Genomic DNA, 14,954 nt, shown 5'->3' with positions numbered 1-14,954 from the left:
AAAGACACTGGGTACCCGCGTACGCGGGCACGACAGAAGGTCATTTGACGCTTGGTGTTACCCGCATGCACGAGCACGACAGGAGGTCATTGGACGCTTGGTGTTACCCGCACTCCGCGGGCACGACTGAGGGGTGATAAGAACACAAGGGCCCGATGGCTTGGTTTTAGGTTTGGAGCAAGGAGGGCTACCAGGCTAGTACCAACGGGCTTCCCCTTCAGGACGGGTTTTTAATACCTTCAGGAACCACATGTACTGTTCCGGATGGCAAGCGATGAGGCGCTCCAGCTGCTGGTTTAACAGCGCCGCCTCCTCTTCCTTACAGCATATCTGAGTCAGATCCAGTGCTTCAAACACCTCCACCGTCATCTGGCCGCGACGCTGATCGATCCCTACGGTCAACGGCAGAACTTCGGCCCCGCCGCAGTTGGCCAGTCGGCCGATTACCGGCAGTGTGGCCTTCGAGGTAGCAAAAAAGTCGGCAAAAATACTCTTGGCCGCACCGTGGTCTTGATCCGGCAGGTAGAAAAAACTCTCACCGCGACGCAGCCCCTGCACCAGGGTGCGCAAGCCGGCATCTCGATGATACACGGTACCGCCAAAACGACAGCGCTGCCGGCAACTGAACCAGTTAAACACCGGATTACGGTGGTGTTTCACCATTCCCATCATTGGCAGTCCCCAACTGGACAAACGGGCACCGGCGTACTCGATTCCCCACAGGTGTGGCACTAGAAAGACGATGGGTTTACCGGCAGCTCGTGCCGCCTCAATATGCTCCAGCCCCTGAATCTGAATTCGCTTCTCAAGCACCTTACGAGAACGAAACGCAAGGATTCCCATGCCCATTCCAACAGACACAAAGCTGTAGATCATGTTGTCGATGATGCGCACGGTTTCCGCTTCACTCATCTGTGGGAAGCAGGCCTTCAAGTTCACGCGTGCGATACGAATTGGCTTTTTGCAGAATGGTTTTACGACCGGCGTCAGCCCCTTTGCCAGCCAGTGGCGCACCGCATGAGGTACAAAGGCAAACAGGCACATCAGCGCCACCGCCAGCCAGGAGGGCCAGTACCTGGGCGCTAACATTCGAGCTGAAAATTCAACCTCGTAAGGCTGATTTGAAGAAAGAGTCGTTGACATTTTACCGCGATCGCTGTCCGTGTAACCGCGTTCACCTTACCTGAACCCCGACTGACTCACAACGATTAAGCCGTCGGCGGAAGCCGTTGAAAGACAGGATGATGGTTGTTTGTCCACTTAGAACCCGTATCACATCGCGATGTCGATGGGATGGCAGCCGATATCAGCGTCGGTAAGGATCCGGCTCACCGGCAGGACGGCTTTTCAACACCTTGAGAATCCACATGTATTGTTCGGGTCTCGGGGTGATCAACGCTTCGATCTCTTCATTCATTCGGCGAGCATCGTAGGCGGCGTCACCGGAGGGAAGATCGGTCATGGCCGGTCGAATGATCCCCTGGAATTTACCGCGACGGGCATCATAACTGGCCACCATCGGAATCACCACGGCACCGGTCGCATCCACCATCTTGCCCAGACCGGGCAAAGTGGCCTTATGGGTAGCGAAGAACGGCACGTACTGGCTGCGCTTCATGCCATGATCCTGATCCGGCAGATAGTAAGCACTGTGACCTTCGCGAATGGCATCCAGCAATCGTTTAATTCCCGCGCCCCGCCCGAAGAGCTTGCCACCGTAACGACTGCGGCACTTTTGCATCAGGTAGTCCACCAGCTCGTTCTTCTGTGGATTGACCATGGTGGTCATGGGGTAGCCCCGAGACGCCAGCAACACGCCGGGAAAATCGATAAACCAGGTGTGGGGAACCATAAAAATCACCGGCTGCCCACTCTCCAGATAGGGCATCAGGTGCTCTTCGCCAATCAACTCCACATGGTTCTGCAGATAGCGCTCACTGCGCACCAACAAGGTGGCACTGGCCATCAGTGACATACCGATGTGGCGATACATCTGGTCCAATACCCGATCCCGCTGAGCCTGATCCCATTGAGGGAAACACAGTTTCAGATTCACCTCGGCACGATGGCGGGTTTTGGGCAGACCACGGCCAAACAGGTAACCAATGCTGCCTCCGACGGCGTCACGAACCCGGTAGGGAAATAGCGCCAATACGGCGGCGATGGCCACAAACAGCCAGACGCCCAAATAGCGGGGATGAAGGAATCGCCAGCCGAAACGCGGGCGGTGTTGAAAATCGGTGGGATGTTTTGCGCTGGTCACTCAGTTTCTCGCCTGTCCTGTTACTCGACCGCCCCAATCCTAAGGTTCGGGGCGGTCACCGGGCCAAAGTGATCAGTGAACCACAGGTTCACTGAACCGGCCCTTTATCGACTTTAAATCGGACGACGAATTATAACAGAGTCCTTTAGCTTTAAGCGTCTAGCAAATGTAGAAATCCTTAAGTCAATTGATGGAGGTCAATTAGGCAGGTCGATGTTCCACCAGTGTCGCCCGCAGCAGATTGTCGTGGATTGGGCAACGGTGGCAGGTCTTATCCAGGAATTGCTGCTTCTGCTCGTCACTGAGATCGGCATCAATGTCTGCCACCACTTCAAACGACTTAAACCCAATGGGGTCATCGCTCTCTTTTCCGACCAGACCCGCAGGGTTAAGTACCGCCTTTACGTCCACCTCGATGCCACGCAATTCAAACTTCTCTTCCCGCGCCACCATCTTGGCAATGGTGGAGATGCACCCGGCCAGTGAGAACAAAAAGGTTTCCAGTGGATTCGCGCCCTCGTTACCACCGCTGGGCTGGTCGATGACCAGAGTATGGTCTCGAACCTGAGCCGTTACCTTCCAACCCTCTGTCATAGAGGAACGCACGTGATAAATCTTGTCAGCCATGGCTACAAACCCTTACATTAGAAAAAACTTAATGATGCTATGCCAAGCCCGGGACGGGTGCAAGTCTGACTTTGACTTTATCGCCACCGTGGGTGATCCTTTGTGGCCCGGATCACCTGAAGTAACCTCATGACACATCCTAAGGTCGGCATTGGCGTCATCATCCATCGAGACGATGGTAAAATTCTAGTTGGTAAACGTAAGGGCAGTCACGCCCCCTATTACTCCATCCCCGGAGGCCACCTGGAACTGGGGGAAACCTTTGAGCAAACAGCGATTCGCGAGGTTAAGGAAGAAACTGGCCTGACAATTTCGAATCCGCAGGTGATTGCCATCACCAACAACCTGCGCACCTACCGTGAGGAGGGGCAACATTTTGTATCAGTGGTACTGGTTGCTCCCCACGGCGGTGACACCCCGGTAAACTGCGAGCCGGACAAGTGTGAAGGTTGGCAATGGGTCGACCCGACCCGACTGCCACAACCCCATTTTGATGCCAGTGAGCAGAGCATCGCCTGCTACCTTTCCGGCAACCACTACCTGTCCCAGAGCGAACGCTGACCAGTCCGCCCTACAAGGCTTTCATCATCCAGCAATCACAACTGCTGTGGCCGCTGTTGCCCCAGGGGCCGTCCAACGCCTCAAAACCGTGACGACGATACAGGTTCTGGGCCTGGGTCATGGGGCCAAAGGTCTCCAGATAACAGTGATGGAAGCCCGCCTCTTCGGCAAACGCCAACGCCTGCGCCAACAGCGCCTGCCCCACCCCTTTGCCACGGCAACCGGGTTTCAGATACATCTTTTGCAGCTCACAGGTTGAGGGCCAGTGACACTCAAACGGCGCGATCCCGACACCGCCGACAATCTCCCCCTCCAGCTCCGCCACCCAATAACCACATCGCCGGTCGGTGTACACCTCGCTCAGGCGATCCAGCTCAGGATCCTGCCAGGCAAACCCGGGGCGATTGGCGCCAAACTCCGTCAGCACCTCTCGTATTATTTCAGCAATCAGCTGGTCATCTTGCGGTAAAATCTTGCGAATTTTCATGGCCCTGCCCTAATCTGAGTGAAGCTCACAAAATAGAATAAAGTTCCCGTTCTTTACTTACCATCCATTCTATTCAGTTGGCAAATTTGCAAGAATGACAATGAGACCTACAGCAAATGAGCCGGATTCACCCCTGGGCGGATCAGACAATGACTACCACAGGTGCACAGACTCACGGATGAAACAGCTTTCCTACGCCCTTGAGGACAATCAAGCACTGACGGCACTGCTTAATGCGCCGGAACTGCACCAGGCCGCCGATTCGGCCCATGCCATGCTGATTCAGCTGTACAGTGCCAACCAGGACAACTCCTGGTGCCGAGACATCGCCACCGCCCTTATCGAACGCTTTCCTAATGCCCAGCTGGTCGGTGCGTCCACCACCGGCGAGATTCAGCATGGCCGAACCCTGACCGGAAACACCGTGGTCGGATTCACCCTGTTCGAGCACAGCGACGTACACAGCCTCAGCCTGCCCTGTCAAAGGGGCGAAGAACAAGGCATCGGCCGTCAGTTGCGCAGTCAACTGGATCAGTTTGAACACGTGGCCGGGGTGCTGCTACTAGCGACCTCCATCTCCATGGATGCCAACGACCTGTTGGCCGAGCTAAACCGCACCCCGCTGCCATTCCCGGTTTTTGGTGGTGGCGCCGCGGACTACGGCACCATGAGCCAATCGCTGTTGATGCACCAGAGCCGCTGCCTGGAGAGTGGGGTCGTCGCCGTGGTGTTTTGTGGCCGGGATCTGCACCTGAGTTGCCACACCTATCTGGGGTGGCGACCTTTGAGCAAAACCATGACCGCCACCGAGGTCAAAAACCGCTCCCTGAAGCTGATTGACAACCGCCCGGCCTTTGAGGTGTTTTCCCGCTACCTGAACATCGCCAACGACGATAATTTTTTCCTGAACTCACTGGAGTTCCCGCTGATGATTGAGCGCGACCAGCAACTCATCGCCCGGGTACCGGTCGGTGTCGCCCGGGATCGCTCCATCGAATTCGTCGCCGACATTCGTCAGGGTGAAAAGCTAAGGCTGGGCTACGGCGATCCTAAATTGATCATTCGTGATGCCCATCAGGTACACCGCACCATGGCTCAGTTTGGCCCGCAGGCGGTGTTTCTCTACAGCTGCATTTGTCGCCGTTTTCTGATGCAGGATGACGTCGAACTGGAAACGCTGCCGTTTCAAACCATAGCACCCACCTTTGGTTTCTATACCTATGGCGAATTTTTTGCCGACCACGGCCAGGTGGAATTCCTCAACTCCACCATGGTGGCCATCGGCATGAGGGAGGGAGGCAAAACCAATCACAGCCAGCCGGCGCTGCAGGCCGAGCCGCCCATCACCGACGAGGCGATGGACGATCCTTACGCCAATCAGCACATTCGCATCATTGAGAGGCTGGTGCACTTTGTCGACGCCGTCACCGAAGAGTTGCAGCAGACCAGTGAGGAGTTGCAGGAAGTGACGGTCATTGACAAGCTGACCCAGTTGCCTAACCGCTATCAAATGGACAGCCTGCTGGCCCAGGAACTGACCCACTCCCAGCGTTCTCACAGCCAGTTTTCACTGATTCTGGTCGACATCGACTACCTGAGAAATATCAACGAGCGTCACGGCCGCCTGGTCGGTGATGAAGTGGTGGCGGAGATCGCCCAGCTACTGGCAACCCACACCCGCCGCACCGATGTCGTCGGCCGCTGGCAAGGGGGCACCTTTATGGTGATCCTGCCGGACACCGAACTGCAAGAGGCCAAAGTGGCCGCCATCAAGTTGTACGCCATGATTGGTCAGACCCACTTTACCCACGGTGAGCACTGCTCCGCCAGCCTGGGGGTCAGCTGTCATCGCCCCGGCTTTACTCTGCACCAGACCCTGAACCGCATTAACCTGGCACTGAAACAGGCCAAGTCTGCCGGCGGCAACCAGGTACAAACTCTGGCCTAATCCACCGCCGCCAGCCCCAGCTCCGTTAGCCGGAAACGGCGCTCGACTGCGATGTGAGCCGGGGTTGCCATCGGCTCAGCGTCACCACGTACCCGCATTGAGACCCGCACCTCGGCGGCGATCACACTTAGCCCGTCCAGGCCAATTCGGTCGCCAAGAAACACCGATTCCTGCGGCTGCCAGTCACACCCTTGAGCCAGGTTGGCCGACAGGTAATAGAAACTGCCGCTGCCACCGCCGTCGAAACGCACGATGTCCACCAGGTCGGCATTGCCATCCCCATTGAGATCACCTCGAGCGGCCAACACCTGCACATAGCCCTTGGAGGGCACCTGAACCTGTTCTCCCTCAATCTGGTGCAGTGATGATGGGGTGGGCTGACAATCCTGCTCCGAACTGCTCTGACAGCCCCACAGGCCCAGCAACAAGACCCCAACCAGGCACCTCATGACTCACTCCAGATCGCCAGTTCATTGCCACCAGGCTCGACAAAGTGGAACCGGCGACCTCCGGGAAACTCGAAGATTGGCCGCACTATCCGACCGCCGGCGGCCCGCACCCGATCCAGGCTGGCCCCGAGATCGCTGCTGTGCAGGACCAGCAGCGGCGCCCCATCCGAGGTGGTCGCCACCTTGGGGTTATGAAACAGGCCGCCACTGAGCTCAGGGGTTGTGAAGGCGCTGTAATCCGGGCCGTAATCCTGAAACGGCCAACCAAACGCCGCCTCAAAGAAGCCTTTGCTGGCCGCCAGATCGGTACTGGCAAACTCGATGTAGTTGATGGTTTCTGCCACCGGTCACTCCTGTATCAGCCATCGGCTGCGAATGCAGGCGGCCACGAGATCCGCCCAGTGTTGATACACCGGCGCTCCGGGGTGAAAGCCATCGGCGGCCATCACCTCAGACCGGAGCGCCTGGGAAAATTCGATGCGGTTGCAGTCAGATTGCTGTGCCAACCAGTGCTTAAGGCTGCTGTCCAGACTCAGTGCGTGCTGCCCCAAGGTCCAGCGCAGCGGTTGAGGGAGTGCCGGAAACTGTCCCAGTGGCGGCATGGCCGACACGATCACCTGCTTGCACTGGTATTTGTCCCGAAGCAACGCCACCAGGGTCTGTTGCTGTTGCAGCCAACGGCGGCGGGACACCCCTCGAGTGACGTCATTGACTCCCAGAGAGGTCACCACCACATCGAAGGGCTCAGCCCGGCGTTTACTCATATAGCGCAGCATCTTGGCGGTGGTAAGGCCGCTGCGGGCAATCAACCGCCACTGCAGCTGATACTGGTCTTGCAGTTGCGCCATCAACTGGCCGCTCAACGCCCGCTGCTGCTGGTCGACGCCGACGCCGGCGGCCGCCGAATCCCCCAGTACCAGGATCCTCAACGGGCGCCCCTGCCCCAGTTCACCGCGACGGCGGCCCCGGGCCTCCGGCAGACGCACAATGTTACGCCGTACCTGAATGCCCTGGTACAGCAACAGTGGCCACAGCACCGTGGTAGCCAACAGATACCTCATGATCGATTCCTTTCAACGTTTGAGCCGCTATTCCCTTTATCATATACAAAAAAACCCAGCCATCATGGCTGGGTTTTAACTTTGGTATGAACGGATCAGGCGTCAGCCAAATCCAACTCCAAGTCTTCGACTCTGGCTTTCAACTTTTGCCCTGGACGAAAGGTCACCACACGGCGCGCACTGATCGGAATGTCTTGTCCGGTCTTTGGGTTGCGCCCCGGTCGTTGATTTTTGTCCCTGAGTTCGAAGTTACCAAAACCCGACAGTTTCACTTGTTCGCCACTTTCCAGTGCCAAGCGGATTTCCTCGAAATACGCCTCTACCAGATCCTTGGCATCTTTTTTGTGAATGCCGAGAGTTTCGGTCAGGTGTTCTGCCATTTCGGCTTTGGTTAAGGCCATGATATCAGTCCCTCAACTGAGCGTTGAACTCTTTGGCAAGAGAAGCAACGATGGTATCAACAGCGTCGGCGATGTCTTGTTCTTCCAGCGTACGCTCGACGTCTTGCAAGGTCAGGGCGATGGCAAGGCTCTTTTGGCCTTCCTCAATTCCCTTTCCTCGGTATACATCGAATAAGTTTACGCCAACCAATTGTTTTACGCCAATTTTCTTGATCAAGCTTGTTACATCTCCGGCACCGATAGCGTCATCGACCACAATGGCGATGTCACGACGGCTGGCGGTGAACTTGGAAATGGCGCTGGCTTCGGGTACCTGGCTGTCGGCGATCGCCGCTTGTTCGATCTCGAACACCAGGGTACGGCCGTTAAGACCCAGTTTCTTTTCGTGCTGAGGGTGAATGGCACCAATCAGGCCCACAACCCTACCCGCTTTTACAATTTCAGCGCTCTGACCCGGGTGCAGGGCCGGGTGGCTGGTGCTGCGGAAACTGAAAGCATCGGCGTCGTTGGTCAGGGACAGCATCGCTTCAACGTCGCCTTTGAGGTCGAAGAAATCAACGGCACGAACGGGCATCTCCCAATGCTCGTCACTCACCTGACCGGCGATCGCACCGGCTACCATTACCTCCTGACGGATGCCGTTTTCAGCCTGCTCATCAGGGATAAAGCGCAAACCGGTTTCAAACAGACGCACGCGCGACTGTTGACGGGCCTGGTTGTAAGCCACAGAACCCAGCAGGCCGGTCCACAGAGACAGACGCATGGCCGACATCTCCGAGGAGATGGGATTTGGCAGTACTAGCGGCTCAACGCCCGGGTGCAGACGCTCCTGCAGCTTAGGATCCACGAAGCTGTAGGTGATCGCTTCCTGATAGCCGCGATCCACAAACAGGGAGCGGACGCGTTTCAGAGACAGATCGGCTTCACGGTGCTCCGGCATCTCCAGTTTGGCCACCGGGGCCAGATTTGGAATGCTGTTGTAACCGTAGATGCGCGCCACCTCTTCAATGAGGTCTTGCTCGATAGCCATGTCAAAACGCCAGCTTGGCGCTTTGGCCTGCCAGCCACCGTCGACGACACTGACATCACAGCCCAGACGAGTCAGAATTTCCGCCACGTCGTCATCGCCGATGTGGTGACCCAACAGGTTGTCCAGCTTCTCGCGGCGCAGGGTAATGGTCGCAGCCTGAGGCAGGTGTTGTTCAGACACGGCTTCCACAACCGGACCGACTTCACCACCACAAATCTCGACCAACAGCTCAGTGGCCCGCTCCATCGCCTTAGCCTGAAGCTGAGGATCCACCCCGCGCTCATAACGGTGAGAAGCATCGGTGTGCAGTCCGTAGGCGCGGGAACGGCCCAGAATCGCCAGCGGCGCAAAGAAGGCACACTCCAGCAGCACATTTTGAGTCTCGCCGTTCACACCGCTGTGCTCGCCACCGAAGATACCCGCCAAGGCCAGAGGGCCATTGTCGTCGGCAATCAACAGGGTATCGCTGTTTGGCTTACACTCGCTGCCATCCAGCAGTGTCAGGCTGTCATCGCTGTTGGCCATACGCACCTGAACGTCACCTTTGAGGGTGTCCAGGTCAAAGGCGTGCATCGGCTGACCCAGCTCCAGCATCACATAACCGGTAATGTCGACGATGGCGTCGATGGAGCGGATACCGCCTCGGCGCAGCTTTTCCTGCATCCACAGTGGTGTCGGGGCTTTAACGTTGACGTTTTTAATCACCCGGCCCAGGTAACGTGGGCACTGCTCCGGCGCCTCGACCTTGATGGTCACGCGATCATCAATGCTGGGGACTACCGGGCTTATCTGTGGCTCGGTGACCGGCAGACGATTAAGTACGCCCACTTCACGAGCCAGACCGGACAGGCCGAAACAGTCGGCCCGGTTAGCGGTCAAGTCAACCTCGATGATGCTGTCATCCAGGTTCAAAAATTCACGGAAATCGGTACCGATAACGGCATCCGCCGGCAATTCCAGAATGCCATCGCTCTCAACATCGATGCCCAGCTCAGAGAAGGAGCACAGCATGCCGTGTGACGGCTGACCACGGAGTTTAGCCTTTTTGATCTTGAAGTTACCCGGCAGGACAGCGCCCACTACGGCAACAGCCACTTTCAGGCCCTGACGGCAGTTCGGCGCGCCACAGACGATATCCAGCAGCTCATCGCCGCCGACATTCACCTTGGTCACCCGCAGCTTGTCGGCATCAGGGTGTTGGCCACATTCAACCACTTCACCCACGACCACACCGGAAAATTCACCGGCTACTGCTTCTACGCCGTCCACTTCCAGGCCGGCCATGGAGATCTGCTCGGAAAGCTCGTTGGTCGAGATGGCAGGGCTTACCCACTCACGCAACCAGGATTCACTGAATTTCATTGTCGGCCTCTTACTGGAACTGTTTCAGGAAACGCAGGTCGTTCTCGAAGAACGAACGCAGGTCGTTAACGCCGTAGCGCAACATGGTCAGGCGCTCAACACCCATACCAAAGGCAAAGCCGGAGTACTTCTCCGGATCAATGCCAACCGCGGTCAGTACGTTCGGGTGCACCATGCCGCAACCCAGCACTTCCAGCCACTTGCCATTTTTACCCATGACGTCCACTTCCGCAGAAGGCTCGGTAAAGGGGAAGTATGAGGGACGGAAACGCACCTGCAGATCTTCTTCAAAGAAGTTACGCAGGAACTGATGCAGCACCCCTTTCAGTTCGGCAAAGCTGACCTTTTCAGCCACAACCAGACCTTCCACCTGGTGGAACATCGGCGTATGGGTCTGATCGTAATCATTCCGGTATACCCGGCCCGGACAGATGATGCGGATCGGCGGCTGCTGCTTCTCCATGGTGCGGATCTGTACGCCACTGGTGTGGGTACGCAGCATCAGCTCAGGATTAAAGAAGAAGGTGTCGTGATCGGCTCGAGCCGGGTGATGGGCCGGAATATTCAGGGCATCGAAGTTGTGGAAGTTGTCTTCCACCTCCGGACCGGTGCTCACGGAGAAACCGATCTCAGCAAAAAACTGTTCAATACGCTCGATGGTACGAGTCACCGGGTGCAGACCGCCAGCGGCCAGTTTACGGCCCGGCGCAGTTACGTCGATGGCCTCTGCCGCCAATTTGGCGTTCAGCGCTTCGGTTTGCAGGGATTCGATACGGGCATGCAGGGCACGTTGCACCTGCTGTTTGCCTTCGTTGATCGCCTGGCCCGCCTTGGGGCGCTCCTCTGCGGACAGAGAGCCCAGTGATTTCATCAGAGCGGTAATTTCGCCCTTCTTGCCCAGGAATTGTACCCGGATTTCGTCAAGCGCTTTCAGGTCGCTGGCGGCGTCTACCGCAGCCAAACCTTTAGCGACAATTTCTGCTAATTGCTGCATGATTGTTTTTTCTCTGTACCAACCGCGAAAAGGGGGGAGAGTTTCCGTGAAAACGGTAAATTGTACTGCATTGTCGACCCAAGCTAAACCGCTATTTATCGGCAAAACGGTACTATTCGAGGCTTAACACCAGTTTTCCGCAATTTTGATTGTTTGCCATTCGCCGGTGAGCCGTTTCCACCTGCTCCCAGGGGTAGACGGTGTCCACGGTTGCCCTCACCTCGCCCTCCGCCAACGCAGCACCAAACTCGGCTTCAAAATTACTGATAAGACTAGATTTATACGCTTCACTTCGGTTTCTCAGCGTTGACCCCATCATGGTGATGCGCTTACTCAGTAACTGGGCAAAATCCAATTCACCGTAGCGACCACCGAGCATCGACAGCGTCACCAATCTGGCGTCGCAATTCATTACCTTGAGGTTGCCCTTGAGGTAATCGCCGCCCACCACATCCAGTACCACATCGACACCGGGGCAGGTCTCTGCCCAGGGGCCGCTGCGGTAATTTATGGCCAGGTGCGCCCCCAATTGACGGCAGTACTCCGCCTTAGCCTCACTGGAACAGGTCACCACCACCCGGGCATCGGCATAATGGGCCAGTTGAATGGCCGCGCTGCCCACTCCGGAGGCGCCGGCATGAATCAGCACCGTCTCTCCGGCACGCAGCCCCGCCAAGGCAAACAACGCCTGATAGGCGGTCAGAAACGCTTCCGGTATGGCCGCCCCCTGTTCAAAGCTAAGGTTGTCCGCCAACGCCATTACCTGGCCTGGCGGCACACGCACCTCGGACGCGTAACCTCCGCCATCCAACAGCGCCATCACCCGCTGACCACAACGCCATGGACCGCAGTCACAGGCGATCTCTCCCGCCACTTCCAGGCCGAGGATCTCGCTGGCCCCGGCGGGAGGGGGGTATCGACCGGCTCGCTGCAACAGATCGGCACGATTGACGCCGCTGGCTTTTACCCGAATCCGTGGCCAATGCGGGGGGGCAACCATTGACGGAGATTCTGTGATGATTAAATGGTCTTGCGGGTCAATGGTTATCGCTTTCATTACCGATTCCCGATCATGAATGAGGAATATTTGTGATTCACATCACCAAACCCACCGGAATCCCTAAAGGGAATGAGCCAGGGTTCGATATCATTTGGAAGTTGTTGTAATTACTGCTTTTGAGAGCATACATGTCTGACTCTATTACCCTTGGCTGGCTGGATCGTCTACTGATCAGCCTCTCCCTTCGCGCAAAGTTCGCCATGTTGGCGGTGTTCCCGCTATTGGGCTTTCTGTTGATCGCCGGTGCGGTACTTAACTCCGTTGAAGCCGAACTGGTACACGCCCACCAGCAGGAGCAGGTTCTGCAAGCCGAACATCTGGCCAAGGTTCTGTCTGCATTACCCGCCGATACACGTCAACAGGCGCTATCAAATCTCGGTGATGTCAGGCTGATGGCGCAAAGCAGTGACTACACACTGGCACAAGCGGCCCGGGCAGGCAAACCCCTGGTTAACGGCGACACCGTGCGTGCCGCCGCATTGATCGGTTCCGAGCAGATGGTGGTGGTCAACGACAGCTTCAGCGTCAATGATGAGCTGACCCGCATCTTCAAGTTGCCGCTGATTCTGATCATTTTTGTGGCAACCTTCTGCACCTCCTGGGCTGTGGCTGTCCGACGCTTTGTGATCGGAACCATGGACTTTATGCGCGAAGTCATGGCCAAAGCCTGTGCCAACGATCTGACCGTACGTCTGGACTTTGCCCCCGGCCGTGACGATTTCCGTCCCCTGGCCAACTCCATCGACGCCTTGATAGCCACGCGCCGCAATGTGGTTAATTCCCTGCGGGTGACCTCCGATGACATCAACACATCGGCCCACCAGGTACTGAAACAGAGCCAGGCCTCTAACGACATGGCCATTGGCCAGCGTGAACACCTGGACAGCCTGGCCTCGGCCATGGAAGAGATGACTGCCACCGTGAAGGAGGTGGCCACCCATGCCGAGCACACCGCCGAGGAAACCCGCCAGGCCAACGAGCAGTCTCAGCATGGTCATAAAAACATCCAGGATACCGTGTCCGCCATCGAGGCTCTGGTCAGCGATGTACACAACGCCTCCGCCGCCGTCAACCAGGTGCACAGTAACGCCGCCAAGATTGATGAGGTGGTGACCACCATTAACGGCATCTCCGAGCAGACCAACCTGCTGGCATTGAACGCCGCCATCGAAGCGGCCCGGGCCGGTGAACAGGGCCGGGGCTTTGCAGTTGTTGCCGATGAGGTTCGTACCCTGGCCGCCCGTACCCAGGACGCCACCGTCGAGATTCAGAAGATGATCGAAGAGCTGCAAACCGGCACCCAGAGCCTGGAGCAGGTGATGGCCAGTACCGTGACCATGGCAGAGTCCGGTCGCAACCTCATCAGCCAGACCGGCGAAGATCTGCAGAAGATCACCGAGCATTCGGATCGGGTCAACAGCATGAGTGCCCAGATCGCCACTGCCGCCGAGCAGCAGACCGCGGTCGCCAACGAGATCGCCGCCAACCTGACTCAGGTTCGCAACCAGTCCCATGAAGTGGAGATGGCCGCCCAGGAGTCAACGGCCGGCTGCAATGAGCTGACCCGCACCGCCGACGACCTTAAACAACGCTTGTCAGGCCTGCGCACCTAAAACCCCGCCGATAAATCCGTGCCCAATCAGCCTCGTCATCGACGAGGCTGATTCATTTTTGCGATCTTTTTCACCATTGTGGCTAGAGAACAGACCACTGCCCCCCTATCCTTTCCCATGTTGAAGCTGGTAAACTGGCGGTAAATCAGACAAAGGTATGACCTTTGTACAATGTGAGGCCAGCGGTTCTCTCCTCCGCGCCTCCTATTGGCCCCACTGACGTAGGAAGATCAGATACGATGCTGACCCCGGCTGCCCTTAGCGCAGATGAAGCAAGCCGCTATCACACGCTCCTGCAAACCCACTCGGGCACCGAAGTGGCGCTGCGTGCCATTCGGCCCGATGACAAGTATCAGATGCTGGATATCTACCCCACGCTGTCTCCCCGCACCCTGTACATGCGGTTCTTCCGTGTGATCGATGCCCCATCACTGGAAGACATTGCCCGCTACACGACCGTGGACTTCGCCCTGCAACTGGCTTTCGTTGTTACTCTGGGTCCCGAGCAACGCATGGTGGCAGCCGGTCGTCTGATTCGCGCCACCGCTCAATCCAAGGTGGCAGAACTCTCCTGCCTGGTGGTGGATGATTGTCAGAATCGTGGCATCGGTAGCGTTTTGGTGTCCGAGCTGTTTAAAACCGGCCACCGGTGGGGGGTGGATCAGGTTATCGCACTGGTACACAGCGAAAACCATCCAATGCTCAGGCTGCTGAAAAACCAAGGCTATCCTTGCGAGATGCTGTACGACGAAGGGGAATTCACTGTCACCCTGGACATCAGCCAGGAGCCCACTCAGGCTAACAGCGTCAGCTACCAGACCTCCATTGGTGCCATGCACCAGGTGGTGTAAACCACAAGCCGCCGTTCGGTTACCGCTCCCAACCTGTCACGCACTCTTCTGCGACCAGCACCACGGCCGCTACTACCCCACCCAAACCGTGTCGCCTGCGCAAGAATGACAAAATCAAAGACGCTGGGTACCCGCGTCCGCGGGCACGACGGAAGGTCAGTTGACGCTGGGTGTTACCCGCACTCCGCAGGCTCGACCACCCTCACCCGTCGCCCTTGCGAACGCGAGGGTCCAGTGGCTTTAAAAA

General features: G+C 57.2%; 15 protein-coding genes. 4 read left to right on the top strand and 11 right to left on the bottom strand.

The features are described from left to right. Positions 1–195 precede the first annotated feature (195 nt). The 3 genes from lpxM (BLT77_RS11970) to BLT77_RS11960 all read right to left on the bottom strand — a co-directional run bounded on the left by lpxM (BLT77_RS11970) (position 196) and on the right by BLT77_RS11960 (position 2,890). Positions 196–1,143 (bottom strand): lauroyl-Kdo(2)-lipid IV(A) myristoyltransferase, encoded by a 948-nt coding sequence (gene lpxM, locus BLT77_RS11970; protein ID WP_090365502.1) that lies wholly within the window; start codon positions 1,141–1,143, stop codon positions 196–198. Between the two features lie 163 nt (positions 1,144–1,306). Beyond that, the gene (lpxM, locus tag BLT77_RS11965; RefSeq protein WP_090365501.1) at positions 1,307–2,263 is read right to left on the bottom strand and encodes a lauroyl-Kdo(2)-lipid IV(A) myristoyltransferase; all 957 of its coding nucleotides are present in this window, start codon (positions 2,261–2,263) and stop codon (positions 1,307–1,309) included. A 201-nt stretch (positions 2,264–2,464) separates the two neighbouring features. After that, positions 2,465–2,890, bottom strand: a complete 426-nt coding sequence (locus tag BLT77_RS11960) for an OsmC family protein (RefSeq protein WP_090365500.1) — start codon at positions 2,888–2,890, stop codon at positions 2,465–2,467. A gap of 129 nt (positions 2,891–3,019) precedes the next feature. Between BLT77_RS11960 and BLT77_RS11955 the strand changes: the two genes are divergently transcribed. Beyond that, a complete protein-coding gene (locus tag BLT77_RS11955) occupies positions 3,020–3,451 on the top strand; it encodes a nucleotide triphosphate diphosphatase NUDT15 (RefSeq protein ID WP_090365499.1) in 432 nt (143 codons plus the stop codon). A 10-nt stretch (positions 3,452–3,461) separates the two neighbouring features. On the opposite strand, the gene BLT77_RS11950 is transcribed toward BLT77_RS11955, so the two are convergent. Further along, entirely contained in the window at positions 3,462–3,938 is a 477-nt protein-coding gene (locus tag BLT77_RS11950) for a GNAT family N-acetyltransferase (protein WP_090365498.1), read from the bottom strand. A 178-nt stretch (positions 3,939–4,116) separates the two neighbouring features. Here BLT77_RS11950 and BLT77_RS11945 point away from each other — a divergent pair, with 178 nt between their 5' ends. Beyond that, positions 4,117–5,886 carry a sensor domain-containing diguanylate cyclase gene (locus BLT77_RS11945; RefSeq protein WP_176819301.1) on the top strand — a complete coding sequence of 590 codons (1,770 nt, stop codon included), beginning with the start codon at positions 4,117–4,119 and terminating at the stop codon, positions 5,884–5,886. On the opposite strand, the gene BLT77_RS11940 is transcribed toward BLT77_RS11945, so the two are convergent. The 7 genes from BLT77_RS11940 to BLT77_RS11910 form a co-directional block, all read right to left on the bottom strand. After that, positions 5,883–6,335 (bottom strand): hypothetical protein, encoded by a 453-nt coding sequence (locus BLT77_RS11940; RefSeq protein ID WP_090365496.1) that lies wholly within the window; start codon positions 6,333–6,335, stop codon positions 5,883–5,885. The two genes, BLT77_RS11945 and BLT77_RS11940, sit on opposite strands and share 4 nt — an antisense overlap. Further along, entirely contained in the window at positions 6,332–6,679 is a 348-nt protein-coding gene (locus BLT77_RS11935) for a VOC family protein (RefSeq protein ID WP_090365495.1), read from the bottom strand. Before BLT77_RS11935 ends, BLT77_RS11940 begins: the two co-directional genes overlap by 4 nt. A 3-nt stretch (positions 6,680–6,682) precedes the next feature. Then, positions 6,683–7,396, bottom strand: a complete 714-nt coding sequence (locus tag BLT77_RS11930; protein ID WP_090365494.1) for an SGNH/GDSL hydrolase family protein — start codon at positions 7,394–7,396, stop codon at positions 6,683–6,685. 95 nt (positions 7,397–7,491) lie between these two features. Further along, entirely contained in the window at positions 7,492–7,797 is a 306-nt protein-coding gene (locus BLT77_RS11925) for an integration host factor subunit alpha (RefSeq protein WP_090365493.1), read from the bottom strand. A gap of 4 nt (positions 7,798–7,801) precedes the next feature. Beyond that, positions 7,802–10,189, bottom strand: coding sequence for a phenylalanine--tRNA ligase subunit beta (gene pheT, locus BLT77_RS11920; protein WP_090365492.1), 2,388 nt, complete (start codon positions 10,187–10,189; stop codon positions 7,802–7,804). A 10-nt stretch (positions 10,190–10,199) separates the two neighbouring features. Continuing rightward, a complete protein-coding gene (gene pheS / locus BLT77_RS11915; RefSeq protein ID WP_090365491.1) occupies positions 10,200–11,183 on the bottom strand; it encodes a phenylalanine--tRNA ligase subunit alpha in 984 nt (327 codons plus the stop codon). Positions 11,184–11,295: 112 nt separating this feature from the next. Then, positions 11,296–12,240 (bottom strand): NAD(P)H-quinone oxidoreductase, encoded by a 945-nt coding sequence (locus tag BLT77_RS11910; protein ID WP_090365490.1) that lies wholly within the window; start codon positions 12,238–12,240, stop codon positions 11,296–11,298. Positions 12,241–12,371: 131 nt separating this feature from the next. Here BLT77_RS11910 and BLT77_RS11905 point away from each other — a divergent pair, with 131 nt between their 5' ends. Next, positions 12,372–13,856 (top strand): methyl-accepting chemotaxis protein, encoded by a 1,485-nt coding sequence (locus tag BLT77_RS11905; RefSeq protein ID WP_090365489.1) that lies wholly within the window; start codon positions 12,372–12,374, stop codon positions 13,854–13,856. Between the two features lie 239 nt (positions 13,857–14,095). After that, positions 14,096–14,707 (top strand): GNAT family N-acetyltransferase, encoded by a 612-nt coding sequence (locus BLT77_RS11900; protein WP_090365488.1) that lies wholly within the window; start codon positions 14,096–14,098, stop codon positions 14,705–14,707. Positions 14,708–14,954 lie beyond the last annotated feature (247 nt).

This window comes from Ferrimonas sediminum (assembly GCF_900100175.1).
GTDB classification, from domain to species: domain Bacteria; phylum Pseudomonadota; class Gammaproteobacteria; order Enterobacterales; family Shewanellaceae; genus Ferrimonas; species Ferrimonas sediminum.
This window is presented reverse-complemented; position numbering and strand designations above follow the sequence as displayed.

Bases quoted from the DNA above. Each gene is read 5' to 3' on its own strand.
- BLT77_RS11900 (WP_090365488.1), top strand. From the start codon at position 14,096: ATGCTGACCCCGGCTGCCCTTAGCGCAGATGAAGCAAGCCGCTATCAC.
- pheS (WP_090365491.1), bottom strand. From the start codon at position 11,183: ATGCAGCAATTAGCAGAAATTGTCGCTAAAGGTTTGGCTGCGGTAGAC.
- BLT77_RS11910 (WP_090365490.1), bottom strand. From the start codon at position 12,240: ATGAAAGCGATAACCATTGACCCGCAAGACCATTTAATCATCACAGAA.
- pheT (WP_090365492.1), bottom strand. From the start codon at position 10,189: ATGAAATTCAGTGAATCCTGGTTGCGTGAGTGGGTAAGCCCTGCCATC.
- BLT77_RS11940 (WP_090365496.1), bottom strand. From the start codon at position 6,335: ATGAGGTGCCTGGTTGGGGTCTTGTTGCTGGGCCTGTGGGGCTGTCAG.
- BLT77_RS11925 (WP_090365493.1), bottom strand. From the start codon at position 7,797: ATGGCCTTAACCAAAGCCGAAATGGCAGAACACCTGACCGAAACTCTC.
- BLT77_RS11955 (WP_090365499.1), top strand. From the start codon at position 3,020: ATGACACATCCTAAGGTCGGCATTGGCGTCATCATCCATCGAGACGAT.
- lpxM (WP_090365502.1), bottom strand. From the start codon at position 1,143: ATGTCAACGACTCTTTCTTCAAATCAGCCTTACGAGGTTGAATTTTCA.
- BLT77_RS11950 (WP_090365498.1), bottom strand. From the start codon at position 3,938: ATGAAAATTCGCAAGATTTTACCGCAAGATGACCAGCTGATTGCTGAA.
- BLT77_RS11905 (WP_090365489.1), top strand. From the start codon at position 12,372: ATGTCTGACTCTATTACCCTTGGCTGGCTGGATCGTCTACTGATCAGC.
- BLT77_RS11960 (WP_090365500.1), bottom strand. From the start codon at position 2,890: ATGGCTGACAAGATTTATCACGTGCGTTCCTCTATGACAGAGGGTTGG.
- BLT77_RS11945 (WP_176819301.1), top strand. From the start codon at position 4,117: ATGAAACAGCTTTCCTACGCCCTTGAGGACAATCAAGCACTGACGGCA.
- BLT77_RS11930 (WP_090365494.1), bottom strand. From the start codon at position 7,396: ATGAGGTATCTGTTGGCTACCACGGTGCTGTGGCCACTGTTGCTGTAC.